Here is a 17,712-nt window from a genome sequence, read left to right as displayed (position 1 = left end):
CGAGAATGGATCTACGCGGTAAAAAAGTTGTGTTACATGATATGTGCTTGCGCGATGGTATGCATGCCAAGCAGCATCAGATATCCCTAGAAGAAATGAAATCCATTGCCAAGGGCTTAGACGAGGCGGGCATGCCGCTGATTGAGGTCACCCACGGTGATGGCCTAGGCGGTTCTTCAGTTAATTATGGCTTCCCGGCCCACAGTGACGAAGAGTACCTTAAGGCGGTTGTGGGTGTTGTCAAAAACGCCAAAATATCAGCTTTGCTATTGCCCGGTATCGGCACGGTCGACCACTTGAAAATGGCTGCAGATTTGGGTGTGACCACCATTCGGGTTGCCACGCATTGCACTGAAGCCGATGTTTCAGAGCAGCATATTGGCATGGCGGCACAGATGGGCTTGGATACCGTCGGCTTCTTAATGATGACCCACATGATTGAGGCCGAGCAGATTGTTGAGCAGGCCAAGCTCATGGAGTCATACGGTGCCAACTGTATTTACTGCACGGATTCTGCTGGGTATTTACTGCCAGACCAGGTTGAAGAGCGAATTGCACTGCTGCGCCGTGAACTTAAACCTGGGACCGAACTGGGCTTCCATGCTCACCACAATCTTAGTCTAGGTGTAATGAATTCGCTGGTTGCTGTGGAGGCTGGTGCGAATCGTATCGACGGTTCTGTTGCGGGTCTGGGTGCCGGTGCCGGTAATACCCCACTCGAAGTTTTAGTGGCGGTAATGGAGCGTATGGGTGTCGATCACGGTATTGACCTGTATAAAATTATGGACGTTGCTGAAGACCTTGTTACCCCGATCATGGATAGCCCAATCAGAATCGACCGCGATTCCCTAACCTTGGGCTACGCTGGGGTGTACTCGTCGTTCTTGCTATTCGCTAAGCGCGCAGCAGAAAAATACGGTTTATCGTCGCGGGACATTCTGGTGGAGCTCGGTCGCCGCCGCACTGTGGGCGGCCAAGAAGACATGATTGAAGATCTCGCTCTAGATATGGCTGCAATAAAATAATAAGTTCATTTAAATAATAAACAATTCGAGGTAAATCGTATGAGCTCAAACTATACAAGAAATCATCTTTACATCGGTGGTGAATGGATACTTCCGAGCACAGATAATAAAATAGAAATTATCTGTGCATCGACTGAGGAACGATTGGGCTTTGTACCTGAGGCTGGGAAACTGGACATAGATAAAGCCGTAGATGCGGCGAGATCTGCGCTTAATTCAGCTGAGTGGCGAGATTTAAGTGTTCAAGAGCGGTCAGCACTGCTTGTAGAATTCTCTAATTGTATTGCAAAGCGGGGAGCTGATATAGCAAATGCTGTGTCTCTGCAAAATGGTATGCCTGTTAATCTAAGTTCAAGTTTTGAAGCAGGCTTTCCGGTCGGGTTGTTGCAGTATTATGCAGCGAAGATTGCTGAGGAGTCAGAGCCAGACATTCGGATGTCGAATTTCGGCAAAGAGTCGCGCGTTGAAAAAATTCCGGTCGGTGTTGTTGCGGCCATTGTGCCTTGGAATTTTCCAGTGACATTGGCGATGAGTAAAATCGCTCCCGCTCTAGCCGCGGGGTGTACATTAGTTGTTAAGCCTTCTCCAGGGACTGTCCTTGATAGTTACTTACTGGCAGAAGCAGCCGAAGAGGCCGGTATTCCTAAAGGTGTAATAAACTGGGTTCCTGCAGATAGAGAGGTCGCATCTTATCTTGTAAATCATCCGGGAGTTAATAAGGTCGCCTTCACTGGTTCGACTGAGGTAGGTAGGAAAGTCGCGGCGGACTGCGGGCGGTTGCTTCGACCTGTGTCCCTGGAACTTGGAGGTAAATCCGCGGCTATTCTACTCGACGATGTTGACCTGGATAAATATTTAGAATCAATGTCAGCCGTTTCGTTATTAAACAATGGCCAAACCTGCTTCAGTTGTACTCGAATATTAATTCCAAAGCCCGTTTACGAGAAAAGTGTTCGGACAATAGCCGAATATATGAAAACATTAAAAGTTGGTGACCCATTAAACGAAGCCACAATGATAGGGCCATTAGCGTCGGCTGAACATCGGAATCGTGTAGAAAAATATATTGAGATCGGGAAAACCGAGGGAAAGGTGGTGGTCGGCGGAGAAAGACCCAAAAACCATAAGCGCGGATGGTACGTAGAACCGACTCTATTTTCTGAAGTCAATTCGAAAAGTAATATTTGCCAGGAAGAAATATTTGGACCAGTACTTGTAGCGATCCCGTATTCGGGTGACGACGAAGCAGTTCAAATAGCTAATGATTCGAAATATGGTCTTGGGGGCAGTGTTTGGAGTTCCAGTACTTCCCGCGCAGAGAGTGTCGCAAGCCGTATCGAGACAGGTACAATTGGTATTAACGGTTATGTTCCGGCAATAGGATCTCCATTTGGGGGTGTGAAAAATAGCGGTATAGGAACAGAATTAGGTCCCGAAGCCTTAGCAGCATATCAGCGATATAAAACGACTTATTATATTGGATAAATTGTTTATAGAGATATTTTAAACTGATAGTTCGGGAGCATGGGACGCGTAGAAACGTAATCGTGTTATCAATGGGAGTATTTTAATCATAGTGTCATAGGGTTTTCAGCATCTTGTTCGAGGTAAAAATATCACCTAGAACAAGATTCCGTAGATCAACCCTGACGGATCATATTTTGAAAGTTTTTTATTGTTTGCAGTCATTGGGGTTTTCTATGAGAGGTCAGCATGTGGCGATCTTGATTAATTTAAATCCAATTAGTCCGGTATTTGGGCGGTGATTTATAGCGAAATTTGCGCGCTTACCGGCTAGATTAAAATTTGGCTTTTTGGTGTTGGGCTATCGAATTCTACCGATGCTCTGCAATCCATTATGGAATAGTTTGTTGGTTATTACAGCCAACAAGGCCAAATCAACATAACCGTAGTTTAAACTAAAATGCAGTCGAGGGGCAGTACTGGGTTAGCCACTGAACCGTGACCAGTTTTTCTTGACCACTACAGACAAAGGTTACACCCATATAAGTAATGACGTGACAGTAATGGTGAAAAAGTTAATAAGTTTACGAGGTCTCGGCATGACTTTCAGCGAAGCTGGCGCAATGGATTTGAGTTATACCAAGGAGATTTCCGAGGGTAATGTGGTCGAAATCATGGAGAGTGCTAGCGTTAGCAAATTTCTGCCAGTTGCTAAATAGCTAGGTGTCTCATGAATCGTGGAGAAAGGTCAGCGCTAGTCACGCAGGTTTCTTCAAAACTTAAATAGGATGATCAATGAGAATAAGCAGATCCTTTTCTGCGACACATTTGATCCTGCATCATAACCCTGGCCATTTTGGGAATACGTCAAAGTCTGAGAAATATTTTAAAGTTTACAAATAAATCTAATAAATCTATAGGAATATACAATAATGAATGCTTATAGCGAGTTAGAAGCACTAAACACGCTGAACGATGAACCTATGAATAAATTGCAATGGTATATCGTTGCTATTTGTATAGGGATATTGGCGTTAGACGGGTATGACGTACTATCGATCGCCTTTGCTGCACCAGGTTTGGCTGCAGAGTGGGGCTTGTCCAAGGATGTTTTGGGTATTGTCCTTTCCCTTGAACTATTGGGTATGGCCGTGGGTGCAATCATAATGGGCTCGCTGACCGATTCGCATGGGCGCAGGCCAATCATGCTTTCGGGGCTGGTTATTTTGACGGTGGGGATGCTTATTGCGGGAATAGCACCGAATATTTATGTACTAGGTGCGGCACGGGTATTTACAGGTATCGGTATCGGCGGATTAATGGCAACGGCAACGGCAACTTCGTCCGATTTTTGTAACGCTAGGAATCGTGCTCTAGCCGTAACTTTAGTGGCCGGTGGGTTTGCATTCGGTGTCTATTTAGGCGCTAGTTTCCTCGCGCCGCTATTAAAGCACTACAGTTGGCGAGTGACATTTTACTTGGGTGCCTCCGTTAGTTTTATCTTTATTCCTTTGGTGTATTTTCTAGTGCCGGAATCTATCAGCTACTTAGAACGAAAGCGACCAGAAGGGGCGCTAAAGCGTATCCAAAAAACAATGATTCGTTTAGGGCACACGCCTCCGAAATTATTGGTGATGCAATCGACGAGTAACGTTGAGCCAATGGGTGTAAAAAACCTATTTAAAGATGGTTTGTTACTTCCTACGAGCATTTTACTGTTTGGCTATCTCGGTAATATTGGGACTTACTACTATTTCGTAAAATGGACGCCAACTATCGTGGCGGACCTTGGTTATTCAGCGTCAGAGGCCATTGCTGTTTTAGGGGTTGTTAGTTTAGGTGGCGTCCTTGGCTCGATAGGGATAAGCATCTTGTCACGCTATTTTTCCATTCGGAAGTTAATGGCTTTTAGTTTGATTAGCGCTGCATTGGGCGTTGCACTTTTCCCCCATTTTAATGATTCACTTGCGAGCATGAAGCAAATAGGCTTTTTTGCTGGCGTATTCATACTGGCAGCAATTTCAGGTTTTTTTGGGCTTTTCGCAGCGACTTATCCTTCATCGTTATTGGGTTCGGGTTCGGGGCTAGTCCTTGGTATTGGCCGCGGTGGGGCAGTTCTTGGGCCTATGATCCCCGGGTTTTTATTTGTGGCGGGTTTTCCACTGGCGACAATTTCGCTAACGATGGCGGCCGGCTCATTCTTTGCGGGTTTAGCCGTACTTTTTCTTTCTACGAAATAGTGCTATTCCTTGGGGAGCCTTCGGGCTCCTCTTTTTTATAACAGTATTATTAATGGAGCGGGCTCATGGTTCATAAATGCAAAGCATTTAATAATGCCTGAGAATTACGATATCGTAAGCTGAAATCCCAATAGCAGTGTTTTGTTACAATAACGGCGTGTATTTCGAATTTATACTTCGCGGGAGGTATGTGGAGTATGCGCCCGTGGAGGATAAATTCGCCTGCTTCATTTGACGGCTAGGTTCACGGTCTCGCCGCGGTCAATTGTTGCTAATTTATGATGTCAAATACCAAAATAATTAATTAGAGGTTTAGTCGATGTCCCCGTTAATTGATGTACATTGCCATGTTACGCCGAAATCATTTCCCGCCTGTCCAGATATTTCTGTGTCTAATCGGTGGCCGTGTATGCAGTGCTTCGATAAAGATAAAGCTAAAATATTTATGGGCGATAGTCATTTTCGAGACTTAGATGATAGGTCGTGGAACGCGGCTCGCCGTGTTGAGGATATGGGAAGGGATGGGGTTTCGCTCCAGGTTCTCTCCGCAATGCCTGAATTACTTTCCTATTGGATGCCTTCTAATAAAGGGCAGATCATTTGTGATCACAGTAACGCCTTCCTGGCTGATATGGTGGCCCGTGATCGGAAGCATTTCCGAGGTTTTGGCTTGGTGCCTCTTCAAGATCCTGAATCTGCTGCAAAAGGTCTTTCAGATATAATAAATAAATTTGGTTTGTCTGGCGTTGAAGTGGGCAGTAACGTAAATGGACGAATGCTTGGCGATTCATTTTTTAATCCGTTCTGGGAGGCTGCGGAGGATCTCGAATTGGCGGTTTTCGTTCATGCTTTACATCCAGTGGCAGTTAAATCTATAAACGCTACACCTATATTTACGAATATGGTTGGATTTCCGGTTGATGTTGCTATGGCAGTTTCTTCATTAATTATTAGCGGGACTCTCGAACGCTATCCCCGTCTAAAAATAGGCTTTAGTCACGGCGGGGGCGGATTGGGGTCGATGTTGGGTCGCCTCGATAAATGGTGGGAGATTAGCGATGGATACGGCGGATCTTGCTTTAAAAAGCCAAGTGAGCAAGCTAAAGGACTTTTTTTAGACAGCAATGTTTATGACCCGATTTATTTGGGCCATCTTGAAAATATTGTTTCGCCGGGCCATATTTTTGCCGGTTCAGATTACCCCTATTCACTTATGCAGGAATCGCTTTCTGATTATATCGGGTCCGCAAAATTTAATGCATCCAGTTTGATGGATGTAAGATATAAGGCTGCGGAGGCGTTTCTCGGTGAAATAATATATTCTTAAGTGCCGTTGGTGAAGAGATCAAGGTATACCCTGTATTGGAATTATTTGCTTTGGCCTCGTGAGGGTTCTGCAGCCTCTGAATAATCTGTGTTGTTTATATTAAATCTAGATATAAAATATTTTGGTATCGCTGATCTTGCATAAAACATTTTTATTTATGATAGATCTTATATCTCTGCAGTTTTAAACATTACTTGCTTAGTGAGGTTACGTTGGATTATTTTTTGGTATACATGGGAATCGGAGTGTTTACTGGTTTAATGGCAGGGCTTCTAGGGGTAGGCGGGGGAGCAATCGCCGTACCCTTACTACTTTGGGTTTTTGACCTACAAGAAATAAATTCTGAAATTGCGACACATATGGCTCTTGCGACAGCACTGGCGGCCATGGTGCTAACCTCAATTAGCTCTACCTATGCTCACGCTAGTAAAAAAGCAGTTTTATGGCCAGTATTCTTTAAATTAAATGTTGGGGTGATCTTTGGCTCAATTATTGGGGTGGTCACAGTTGTGGAAATATCGGGGTCAGCTTTGCAGATTGCTTTTGGGATTTTCCTAGCTTGTCTTGCTATACAAATGGCTTTCGGCTTGTCTCCTGCGCCGTCGGCGAAGTTGCCATCTGGACCTGGGCTCCTAGGTGCAGGAGGGGTGATAGGTTGCGTTTCAATGTTTTTCGGTATTGGAGGAGGCTCCCTGACAGTTCCATTCCTCATTTACTCCGGTGTTACTCCAGTCAAAGCCATTGGCACCTCTGCCGCACTGGGGCTGCCTATCGCAGTTTGGGGCACTGTTCTTTATGCCGCTAACGGTTGGAATCATACGCTGATGCCGGAGTATTCCTTTGGGTTCGTGTATGGGCCTGCAGTTACGGGAATTATTATCATAAGCCCCATTTTTGCAAGGCTGGGGGCAAAGATAGCTCATCGGATGAATTCTGATCAATTGAGACAGGCTTTTGGAGTGACCCTGGCTATTGTCGCGGGGATGATTGTTTTGCAAAACCTGAGTCGTTACCTGTAGATTGCGAGCCAGCTGATTTTAGTATGAAATATATTGTCGAGAAAAAAGAATGCCTCTGTATAAACTACGTTAAATATTGAACGTTTTTAGGAAAAATTTCGCAAAATAAAATATATGTAAGCATTTAATTAAGTGACGAAAGTATTGATTTCGATTGAATTTTTTAATTTAACGTTGGCATTAATACGACTTCTAATTAAAATCACCGATTTTTAGTTCAGGGTTTTCTCGAAAATTCACAGACTTTTATGAGTGGTTCTGAAGGAGCGTAGCCGGGACGTGATTCATAACGCACGGCGCCATATACGATATAAAATTAGTTTTAGAAGGTTTTTCTTGGCCCGCGGCGAAGGTTGTCGGAGACATTATTAAATTTATTTCTTATAGCTCGAGGCTAATTAGTTGGAGAGTTATTTTTTTGGTGAAATAATTGTTATTTATATGTCGATATAAGACTACTTGATACGCTTAACCTGTGCTTTTGTGCCATATAATTCTTAATATTTATAGTCCCAGGAACTACCGTTTATGTCATTAAATGTATATTATTTAGCATGGTCACGCGGGCTAGTGCCAGCGATAATGGGGGAAGTGAGTGACGTTTAATTTATTACTTATCCATTGCGCGGATTATATTAATTGCGTTGCGTGCAATGGAATTTAGTCCGTATCCCCCTGCATTAAAATGTATTTTGATTTCGGATTTCATCATTCTCGGCCAGAAGCAATTAATGTGGTTTGCGACTTTCTCCGCGGCAATCGTATCATCACTGGCGCCATGTCTTAGATTTTCGGAAATGTCATTTATCATACGAACTAAATTGTGAACACTCTTGCTGTGCGCGTTGCTCATCGCCCAGTTACTCCCAAGGATTATTATAAATAACGTGACGCCCTTCGCGGGCGAAGCCAATAAGCAATTGGCCAGCTGCAGCAGCTTGCTCTATCGCCAATGAAGTGGGGGCTGACACCGCAACCAAGGCGCCAATATCTACCGCGCAACTCTTATGCACCATTTCATAACTTGCGCGGCTCGACACCAACACAAAGCCTTGGCTCAAATCCGTATGCGCTTGCAGCAACGCACCGATTAATTTATCCAGCGCATTATGGCGGCCAACATCTTCGCGCACTTTTATGATACTACCCGTCAAGTCACACCAGGCGACGCCATGACTGGCGCCGGTTTGCGCCTGTAATGCTTGGTGCTGCGGAAACATTTTAAGTGCGCGTTGTACGGCGTCATCAGACACGATTGGCGCCGTGACATTGCGTACGGGGCGAATCGCGCTCTCTAGGGATTCTGTACCGCATAAACCACAACCAGTACGGCCCGTTAAATTACGCCGCCGCTGCTTGAGGGCTGCCAAACGGGAATTGGCAATGCGCATTTCAATCGACAGGCCGTGCTCAACGTTTTTAACGTCGCAATTAAATAACTGGGCTGTATCTGTGAGTATGCCTTCACTAAGGCTAAAGCCCAGGGCAAAGTCTTTTAGGTCAGCGGGTGTCGCCATCATCACTGCGTGAGAGATGCCGTTATAGACCATCGCCACCGGCACTTCCATAGCAATATGATCATCCAGCGGCGCAGTCTTACACTGGTTGGCGCGGCGCACATCGACTGCTGCCCGCGCACTGCCTACTGGCTTGCTGCTTTCGTCCACGAGCTTAACGGCCAACATGTTCTGACGCTCCCTCGGGCTTGCTATACAGTTTGCGCTGACGCTCGTCAAAGTCTTTGAACTGCCGCTGCCATTCCGAGGGCTGACTTACCTTCTCTACCTGCACCGCCGTGACTTTGTATTCTGGGCAATTGGTTGCCCAGTCGGAATTGTCGGTGGTGATAACATTGGCGCCACTGCCAGGATGGTGGAAGGTGGTGTACACCACCCCCGGCAACATGCGCTCGCTTACCCTTGCCCTCAGTACAGTTTGACCAGCGCGACTGGAAATTCCCAGCCAATCGTTATCGTGAATTCCCCGCAGCTCAGCGTCGTGGGGATGAACCTCAAGCACGTCCTCGTCATGCCATTGCTGATTGGCGGTGCGCCGGGTTTGCGCGCCCACATTGTACTGGGACAAAATTCGACCAGTCGTTAACAATAGCGGGAAGCGGCGGTTGGTTTTTTCCGAGGTCGCCACGTATTCGGTAATCGCAAACTGGCCTTTGCCAATCGGAAAATCTACCTCGTGCATGGTTGGCGTGCCGTTAGGATGCTCTGCATTGCAAGGCCATTGAATACTGCCCTGCTCTTCTAACTTGGCGTAGCTCACGCCATTAAAACTCGGCGTTAGCTGGGCAATCTCATCCATGATTTCGCTGGGGTGTTGGTAGTTCATGGGGTAGCCCAGCGCGTTCGCCAAATCCACGGTCACCTCCCAATCTTCTTTGCCAGCAATGGCGGGCATGACTTTGCGCACGCGATTGATACGGCGCTCGGCATTGGTGAAGGTGCCGTTTTTTTCTAAGAAGGTAGAACCCGGTAAAAGTACGTGGGCAAATTTTGCGGTTTCATTGAGGAAGATATCTTGAACGATTAAGCAGTCCAAAGCCCGCAGTGCCGACTCGACGTGTTGAGTATTAGGATCAGATTGCGCGATATCCTCACCCTGAACGTAAAGCGCTTTAAAACTGCCGGCAATGGCAGCGTCAAACATATTGGGAATGCGAAAACCTGGCTCGTCGTCGAGCACCACGCCCCACGCCGATTCAAAACGCGAGCGCGCTACTACGTCGGAGACATGCTGATAGCCCGGCAATTCGTGGGGGAATGAACCCATATCGCAGGAGCCTTGCACATTATTCTGGCCCCGCAGCGGGTTTACGCCCACACCTTCGCGGCCGATGTTACCCGTGGCCATCGCCAAGTTAGCAATACCCATCACCATGGTCGATCCTTGGCTATGTTCGGTAACACCGAGGCCGTAATAAATCGCGCCATTGCCTGCATTAGCATAGGCCCGGGCGGCGTTGCGCACATCCGCTGCGGCAACGCCGGTGATCTCTTCTAGCGCTTCGGGGGAATGACGTGACTCGCTAATAAATTTACGCCAGCCTTGATAGGCCTTTTCGTCACAGCGGGTCGACACGAAGCTTTTATCTTCTAAGCCTTCCGTCACAACCACATGGGCTAAGGCATTTATGATGGTGACATTGGTGCCGGGCCGCAGCGGCAAATGCATGCCCTTGCCCATATGTGGTGTTTTTAGCAGATCAATTTTACGCGGATCAATCACGATCAGCTCGGCACCTTGACGCAAGCGCCGCCGCAATTGCGAGGCAAACACCGGATGCGCATCGGTTGGGTTGGCGCCAATCACCACTATGCAATCGGCCTTCATTACCGAGTCAAAAGTCTGGGTGCCAGCGGATTCGCCAAGGGTGGTTTTAAGACCGTAGCCAGTGGGCGAATGGCAGACCCGCGCACAGGTATCGGTATTATTATTGCCAAAGGCGGCGCGCACTAATTTTTGAACGAGGTAGGTTTCTTCGTTGGTACAACGCGAGGAGGTAATACCGCCAATACTTTCGCGGCCGTATTTGGCCTGCACGTCTTTAAGGCGCTTCGCCGCAAAACTAATCGCCTGCTCCCAGCTTACTTCCTGCCATGGCTGATCAATGCTGTCGCGAATCATTGGCGCGCGCACCCGATCTTTATGGGTGGCATAGCCAAAGGCAAAGCGGCCTTTTACACAGGAGTGACCGTGATTTGCATCGCCGCCTTTGTACGGCACCATGCGTATTACTTCATTACCTTTCATTTCAGCTTTAAAGGAACAGCCTACGCCGCAATAGGCGCAGGTGGTCACAACACTGTGTTCCGGCTGGCCTTGCTCAATAACGCTTATTTCCATCAAGGTTGAGGTCGGGCAAGCCTGCACACAAGCGCCGCAGGAAACACAGTCGGAGTCCATAAATGAGTCATTCGCCCCAGCGGACACCTTGGAATCGAAACCGCGACCATCAATCGTTAAGGCAAAAGTGCCCTGCACTTCTTCACAGGCGCGCACACAGCGCGAACACACTATGCACTTGCTGGGATCAAAACTGAAATAGGGATTCGATTCGTCTTTCTCGGCCTGCAGATGATTCTCGCCGTCGAAACCATAGCGCACTTCGCGCAGACCAACGGCGCTCGCCATATCTTGTAACTCACAGTCACCGTTAGCGGGACACGTCAAACAGTCCAGCGGGTGGTCGGAGATATACAACTCCATAATATTGCGGCGCAGCTTGGCCACTGGCTCGGTCTGGGTACTGACCTGCATACCCTCGGCAACGGGTGTGGTACACGAGGCAGGAAAGCCCTTACGGCCTTCGATTTGTACCGCACACAGACGGCAGGAGCCAAAGGCCTCTAAATTATCTGAGGCGCATAATTTGGGAATATTAATACCGGCGAGTGCCGCAGCCCTCAGTACCGAGGTGCCTTCCGGCACCACGATCTCACGGCCATCTATGGCAAGACTCACTAGCTCGGTCGATAAGCTGGGCGGGGTTCCAAGGTCTTTATTAGGATCAAGCTTTTTTGGGTCAAAGTACTGGATCATCTTAGCGCTCCCTGTCGGCTAGTGGCCGCAGATCGTCGGCAAAATATTTCATGACGCTTTGCACCGGAAAAGGCGTCATGCCGCCCATGGCGCAGAGCGAGCCATCTATCATTGTGGTACATAATTCGTCGAGTAGCGCGAGATTCGCCTCTGGCGACTGGCCGCTGCGAATTTTGTCGATGACCTCAACACCACGGCTTGAGCCAATACGGCATGGCGTGCATTTTCCGCAAGACTCCACCGCGCAAAACTCCATAGAAAAGCGCGCCTGCTCGCCCATATCGACCGTGTCGTCGAACATCACCACGCCGCCGTGACCAAGCACCGCGCCGATTGCAGCGAAGGCTTCGTAATCCAGCGGCGTATCCCATTGGGACTCAGGTAAATAAGCCCCCAGCGGGCCGCCGACCTGCACGGCTTTAAGCGGTCGCCCGGTGAACGTGCCACCGCCAAAATCGTCCATTAATTTCCGCAACGTGACGCCAAAGGCCAGTTCGACCAAACCGCCCTGCCGCACATTACCCGCTAATTGAAATGGCAAGGTTCCCCGCGAGCGACCCATGCCAACATCGGCGTAGGCCTGCGCGCCTTTATCAAAAATATAGGGTAGCGCCGCCAGCGATAGTACGTTGTTGACCACCGTCGGCTTGGCAAACAAACCTTTTAGCGCGGGGAGCGGCGGCTTAGCGCGCACCATGCCACGTTTGCCTTCAAGGCTTTCTAATAATGCGGTTTCTTCGCCGCAAATATAGGCACCCGCACCGAGGCGAACTTCCAGTGCAAACTGTCGGCCACTGCCGCAAATATTCGCGCCCAAATAAGCCGCCGCCGTGGCCCGCGCTATGGCCTCATTCATAATGCGCTGGGCCAGCGGATACTCCGAGCGCAGGTAGATATAACCCTGATTTGCACCCACCGCCAAACCGGCAATGACCATGCCTTCGATCAGCATATATGGGTCGCATTCCATCACTAGGCGATCTGCAAAGGTGCCCGAGTCGCCTTCGTCGGCATTGCAAACAATGTATTTTTGATCGGCCTCAGCATCCAGCACCGTCTTCCATTTAATGCCAGTGGGAAACGCCGCGCCGCCGCGCCCCCGCAAGCCGGAATCCGCAACCTGCTGCACGATATCTAGAGGGCTTAACCTCAGCGCGTGCTGCAAGCCGCGAAAGCCGTCATTAGCAAGGTAATGCTCAAGAGAAAGTGGGTCACCTAAACCCAGCCGTGCAAAGGTCAGGCGCTGCTGGTTTTTCAAGAAGGGGATTTCTTCTGTCGGGCCTTGGCATAAGGGGTGCTCTAAATCGCCATCGAGCAAGCCGCTCTTAAGCAAGCCATCGACATCACTAATGTCTACCGGTCCGTAGGCGACTCGACCCACTGGGGTTTCTAACTCAACCATTGGCTCTAACCAGAACAGGCCACGACTGCCGTTGCGGATCAGTTCGACATCCACACTATTCTGCACAGCAGCGAGTTCAATCGCTGCGGCGATGGCATCGGCGCCAAGTGAGCAAGCGGTGGTGTCGCTGGGTACAAAAATTCGTAATGTCATTACACCAGCTCCACAACTTGGGTCGTCATATCATCGAACAGCTGCTCAAAGCGCGCTGGCGAAACACGGCCATAAATTGAATCACCGATCCGTAAAGACGGCCCACAGCTGCAATTACCCAAGCAGTACACCGGTTCTAAACTCACGCGACCATCGGCTGAGGTTTGGTGGTAGTCAATATTCAAGCGCTGCTTAATATGCGCCTCCAACTGTTTTGCCCCCCGCGCCTGACAGGCCTCGGCGCGACAAATTTGCAGCACATGATCACCCGGCGGAGTGCGCCGAAAATGATGATAAAAACTGATCACCCCAGAGATTTCTGCGCGGGTCTGGTTTAGCCCATCTGCGATGATGGCGATCGCCTCGTCCGGCACATAAGCGAGCTCATCTTGCACCGCATGCAGAATAGGCAGCAAGGCACCGGGCTGATGCTTTAGGGATGCAACAACAGCCGCGACACTGGGGGAGGCAGGCTTCATAAATAGTCTCTCGATTTACTATATATATGATTCTAAATATGTAATTATTTGCATATTATTCGCACTTATAGCGCTATTATTGGCGCTTAGCTTAGCAGCTCGCCCACACTTACTAAATATGCACAACTTTGCCTATGAAACATTTGCAAATCTCCCCTGCGTGGTTTTTTACTGACGGCCAAGGCGAACAACTGGACCCTCGCCTCTTTGCCTTACTACGCGCTGTTCACAAGCAGAATAAATTAACCCAAGCCGCTGAAGCCTGTGGCTTTTCCTATCGTCATGCGTGGAATATGTTGCAACACTGGGAAGAGTTCTTTGGCACCCCGCTGATTGAGAAGCAACGGGGGCGCGGCTCACGCCTGTCGCCCTTAGGTGAGAAACTACTCTGGGCTGAGCAACGGGTTGCGGCGCGCTTGGAGCCGCAATTAGAAAGCCTTAGCTCAGAAATAAATTTGGAGATTGCCCATTTACTGGAGGGCAACAAACCGGTGCTTCGCCTGCATGCCAGCCACGGCTACGCCGTCGCGCTGCTGCCAAAGCACATGGGCGAGCTGCCATTGGATTTGCAATATTGCAGTCCCGCCGACGCGCTCTCGGCACTGGCCCGCAACGCCTGCGATATCGCTGGTTTTCATCTGCCTATTGGCACTGCCCAAGCGCTTAACCGTGAATACCGAAAACGTCTTAAGCCCCGCAACCACCAAATAATTCAGTTTATTACTCGGCGCCAGGGCCTAATGGTGCAAGCAGGCAACCCTCTGGGAGTGAAGGGACTCGCTGATTTAGCCGAGATTGACCTGCGCTTTATCAACCGCCAAACCAACTCGGGTACACGCTCACTGCTGGACGCACTATTGAAAGAAGCGGATGTTTCCAGTGTAAAAATAAAGGGGTTCGAGCAGGTAGAGTTTACGCACTCCGCCGTAGCGGCTTATATCGCTGCGAATATGGCCGACGTCGGCTTTGGGGTAGAGGCCGCCGCCAGACAATTCGGCCTCGACTTTATCCCACTCGCACGGGAGCGCTATGTGATGGCCTGCCACAAACAATTACTGAACGATCCGAAGTTTCAAGTATTTCTAAACATCATCCGCGGCGAGGAGTTTCGCAAGGCCGTAAGGCTGTTGCCGGGATACAGCGGTGACGACTGCGGACTTGTTTCTACCGTGGATGAGACATTTAAAGCCAGAGAAATTTCTATATACGAGGCTTAATAGGAGTGTGTGTTTGGCAGAAAGATAGGGGGCAATGTTAGATTTGATGACAGTGCTGGATGGGAGTGCGACAAGAGAGTCATTTAATGAACACTTAAACCCGCTCCGGAGATCAGGTATTTAGCACATTTTCTGGCGTTAGTTGTATTTTACATCACTTTGCAATAGGGCTAAATCCTAGCCGCCGAAAGGCATGTTATTCTGATCTAAACTTGACAACACAGGTGTTGATTGGCACTTAATACTGATCCAGGATTTTTACTTTTAAATGATCAGCTATGAATAACACTTTTACTTTTTAATTAAATGCTTGCAGGTACCTAAGGTTTAATAGGGGCGCCCGTTGCATTGCTTGGTGTTGTTAGTTAGTGCCTGTAGATTGAACTGCCAGCTTTGTCATAAGCCTGCTGCACGCTTTGGCAATGTTTTTATATCTAAAAACATGCACACAATAGTAGAGTCGTGCGTGTCGTATTTATTATTGATTCGCCGGTAGACTTTAATTGAGCTCTGGGTCGCTGAAATAATTTTATGTCACTCGCTCTGGATTATAATTAGTTTATGAAAAGGGATGCTGTTGAAAATCACGAAATATATGCAGCCAACGAGATTCAATGTATGAGGGTTTGCAGTGATGGGGTTATGCAAGAAAACTTTTCCTAAATTTGGAATTGCTTTCTTGGTTTGTTTTTTTGATTTAGCGGAATTTTTACTGGCAGCTCGATCAAACGCCATTTTTGAGCCATGCCATGCTGCAGCTCTCGGACTTTAACGAGCTGCTTTGCCAGCCAGATAGCGCCTTCCCCTGTGACCGCCAAATACTAATGCGCTGTTTGCTTCGGTTTTCGGGCTGTGAAATGGGCATTAATTCCGTTGCCTTCATAAAAACCCAGGAGCCAATCTGCGCAGTGCCTAGCTGCTGTGATCATGTGGGTCAGGTGACCGTTATTTCCTGAGCGGATGTGACCATCGCCGGCGAATAGACCGGCGGAAAAAGCCATAGCATGACTTGATTTTACGAACTTGGAAGGTGTGGATCTGAGTGTTTTCGAGCTAGTTACGCCAAAATTCTTTTCTAGAGCTTTAATGTGATTATCATTTTTCCAGCCGGTCGAGGAGTACACTGCACGGCTTCCGGTAATGGCGTTAACGGTCCGGTACTTGAGCGTATTCTCCAGCCCGATAAATCGTATCAGAGCGACCAGTATTAATTTGTCAATCGCTTTTAGCTCAATTGATACGCGTCCTTTCGCAGAAATACTCCCGTCCTCCCCGATTAGACCGGCAAAAAACAGTTCTTCGGTTTGATGCAGTCAAAAATCTCGTCGTATACTCGATTTGGTAGTAGCATTTTTGGGGGTACGCCTGAGGTCTCGGGCGTTACGATGCGATATAGTCTCGCTGTTGAGTTTTCCGTATGCAGGCGTTAAGCGGTTTAACGCTCTGCTCTGTTTATTATTGGTCCAAGTTGGTCGGTGATTTTTTGTAGTGCTTCTCTGCGCTCCTCTAGATAGTCGTGCCGGTCGTAAATTCCCTCGACTCCTCTTAGTTTGTGATTAAGGCAGCGTTCCGCTATGTGGGGCGAGACTCCTGCTGAAGCGAGGAGGCTGCGGCAGGTTCGCCGCAAATCATGTACGGTGAAGTGCTCGATACCTGCATCGCCAAGTTTGTTGGCTGGATGATCTCCCGGCTTGGTTTTCTTGCCGAACATTTTGGCTAGCGCATGATTAAGCGTATCGTCGCTGATGTACGCACGACGTTGACTAGTTCGACGAGCTGGGAAGAGATGCTCTGAGTTGTATCCGCGTACCTTTAGCTCTTCTAACCATTCGATGGCTGCGTTTGGTAGGGGGATGGTGATAGGTGCTCCGGTTTTGCTGCGTGCTTCTGGCAGTTTCCAAATGGCATTGTCTAGATCGAACTCTGTCCAGCGCGCGGCGATCAATTCCCCCTTTCGAACACCTAGTATGAGTAGCAGTGCGACGGCTAAGTAGTTGTCTCGGGTGAAGCTTACAGGGTTGTCGTGGAGTATCTGAAATACGGTGTTCAAGTCAGAAATAGATAGTGCTCGGTTGCGGCTTTTTTCAATTCCGCCTGCGTGGTGGATTGTGAATGCCTCGGCAGGGTTCGACTTCATAAGGTCGAGCCGAATGCCGTGCCGGAATAATTGCTTGCTGTAGCCCAGTGCATCGTTTGCTACTGTGGGGCGCCCGCTGGTGGTAATCGCCTGAATAGCATGTCGCACGTCTAGTGGAGTAACACGTTTTAGGGCTAGCTCACCGAAGTGTGGTGACAGGAGCTGCTTGTAGATCCGACGAGGTATCTGGGGGTGTTTGAGGCGTTTTTCGATGTCATTGTGTAGCCAGTCTTCGGCGAGGTCGTTTACGGTTCTTATTTTTACCATGTCGGGCCGTTTTTTCTCAGCCAGTGGGTCAATGCCTTTCCGTACGTCCTCTTTCAGCTGGAAAGCTTCGGCGTAGGCCGTAGCTAGTGACTTGTCTGGGTAGCGTCCGAGCGTGATTTCGCGCCTTTTGTTATTTGCGGTGTAGCGGGCGACCCAAAAACCGCTACCCTCGCGGCTAACCCGAAAGTAGAGCCCGCCTCCCACCGCATGTCGTCCCGCCTCGCCTTTGCGTAGCAGGGATTTAATTTGTTTGTCGTTAAGTCTGGTGGCCATAGTATCTCTGACGAAATTGGTGGCAGATTCGAGTGGCCGGTTACTTGTGGAGTAAAGTTGTAATTTCTGTCACCGCCCATGTCACCATTATCCTGCAACTTAATGCAATAAAAGTAAAATATGTGAACAGATAAATTTTTGTTGTATTTGTTAAG

Annotated in this window: 12 protein-coding genes; 6 read left to right on the top strand and 6 right to left on the bottom strand. The window is 48.6% G+C overall.

Annotation, left to right across the window (positions count from 1 at the left end; all coding sequences use genetic code 11):
• The first annotated feature begins 5 nt into the window (after positions 1-5).
• The 5 genes from dmpG to AZF00_RS17790 all read left to right on the top strand — a co-directional run bounded on the left by dmpG (position 6) and on the right by AZF00_RS17790 (position 7,075).
• Positions 6-1,025 (top strand): 4-hydroxy-2-oxovalerate aldolase, encoded by a 1,020-nt coding sequence (gene dmpG / locus AZF00_RS17810; RefSeq protein ID WP_008252784.1) that lies wholly within the window; start codon positions 6-8, stop codon positions 1,023-1,025.
• Positions 1,026-1,064: 39 nt separating this feature from the next.
• Positions 1,065-2,510 carry an aldehyde dehydrogenase gene (locus tag AZF00_RS17805; RefSeq protein ID WP_008252783.1) on the top strand — a complete coding sequence of 482 codons (1,446 nt, stop codon included), beginning with the start codon at positions 1,065-1,067 and terminating at the stop codon, positions 2,508-2,510.
• Positions 2,511-3,421: 911 nt separating this feature from the next.
• On the top strand, positions 3,422-4,729 hold the full coding sequence (locus tag AZF00_RS17800; protein ID WP_062384529.1) for an MFS transporter: 1,308 nt from the start codon (positions 3,422-3,424) through the stop codon (positions 4,727-4,729).
• A gap of 319 nt (positions 4,730-5,048) precedes the next feature.
• Positions 5,049-6,056 (top strand): amidohydrolase family protein, encoded by a 1,008-nt coding sequence (locus tag AZF00_RS17795; protein WP_040804051.1) that lies wholly within the window; start codon positions 5,049-5,051, stop codon positions 6,054-6,056.
• A 245-nt stretch (positions 6,057-6,301) separates the two neighbouring features.
• Positions 6,302-7,075: a sulfite exporter TauE/SafE family protein gene (locus tag AZF00_RS17790; protein ID WP_197465685.1), complete on the top strand. Its 774-nt coding sequence runs from the start codon at positions 6,302-6,304 to the stop codon at positions 7,073-7,075.
• Positions 7,076-7,685: 610 nt separating this feature from the next.
• Here the strand turns inward: AZF00_RS17790 and AZF00_RS19840 are convergent.
• From AZF00_RS19840 to AZF00_RS17765, 5 genes are read right to left on the bottom strand one after another with little or no spacing between them, the layout of a single operon-like run.
• Complete coding sequence (locus AZF00_RS19840; protein WP_418112991.1) at positions 7,686-7,886, bottom strand: formate dehydrogenase subunit delta; 201 nt, start codon at positions 7,884-7,886, stop codon at positions 7,686-7,688.
• A gap of 49 nt (positions 7,887-7,935) precedes the next feature.
• Positions 7,936-8,760 carry a formate dehydrogenase accessory sulfurtransferase FdhD gene (fdhD, locus tag AZF00_RS17780; RefSeq protein WP_008252776.1) on the bottom strand — a complete coding sequence of 275 codons (825 nt, stop codon included), beginning with the start codon at positions 8,758-8,760 and terminating at the stop codon, positions 7,936-7,938.
• Positions 8,747-11,629 carry a formate dehydrogenase subunit alpha gene (fdhF, locus tag AZF00_RS17775; RefSeq protein WP_008252774.1) on the bottom strand — a complete coding sequence of 961 codons (2,883 nt, stop codon included), beginning with the start codon at positions 11,627-11,629 and terminating at the stop codon, positions 8,747-8,749. The genes fdhD and fdhF overlap by 14 nt, the downstream gene beginning before the upstream one ends.
• 1 nt (position 11,630) lies before the next feature.
• Positions 11,631-13,184 carry a formate dehydrogenase beta subunit gene (locus tag AZF00_RS17770; protein WP_008252772.1) on the bottom strand — a complete coding sequence of 518 codons (1,554 nt, stop codon included), beginning with the start codon at positions 13,182-13,184 and terminating at the stop codon, positions 11,631-11,633.
• On the bottom strand, positions 13,184-13,663 hold the full coding sequence (locus tag AZF00_RS17765; protein ID WP_008252771.1) for a formate dehydrogenase subunit gamma: 480 nt from the start codon (positions 13,661-13,663) through the stop codon (positions 13,184-13,186). Before AZF00_RS17765 ends, AZF00_RS17770 begins: the two co-directional genes overlap by 1 nt.
• A gap of 134 nt (positions 13,664-13,797) precedes the next feature.
• On the opposite strand from AZF00_RS17765, the gene AZF00_RS17760 reads away from it, so the two are divergent.
• Positions 13,798-14,880, top strand: a complete 1,083-nt coding sequence (locus tag AZF00_RS17760) for a substrate-binding domain-containing protein (RefSeq protein ID WP_008252770.1) — start codon at positions 13,798-13,800, stop codon at positions 14,878-14,880.
• A gap of 1,435 nt (positions 14,881-16,315) precedes the next feature.
• On the opposite strand, the gene AZF00_RS17745 is transcribed toward AZF00_RS17760, so the two are convergent.
• On the bottom strand, positions 16,316-17,557 hold the full coding sequence (locus tag AZF00_RS17745; RefSeq protein WP_008252766.1) for a tyrosine-type recombinase/integrase: 1,242 nt from the start codon (positions 17,555-17,557) through the stop codon (positions 16,316-16,318).
• Between the last annotated feature and the right edge of the window lie 155 nt (positions 17,558-17,712).

The organism is Zhongshania aliphaticivorans (assembly GCF_001586255.1).
In the GTDB taxonomy this organism is placed as follows: Bacteria; Pseudomonadota; Gammaproteobacteria; order Pseudomonadales; family Spongiibacteraceae; genus Spongiibacter; species Spongiibacter aliphaticivorans.
The sequence above is the reverse complement of the archived record's forward strand: the minus strand, read 5'-3'. Positions and strand labels throughout refer to the sequence as shown.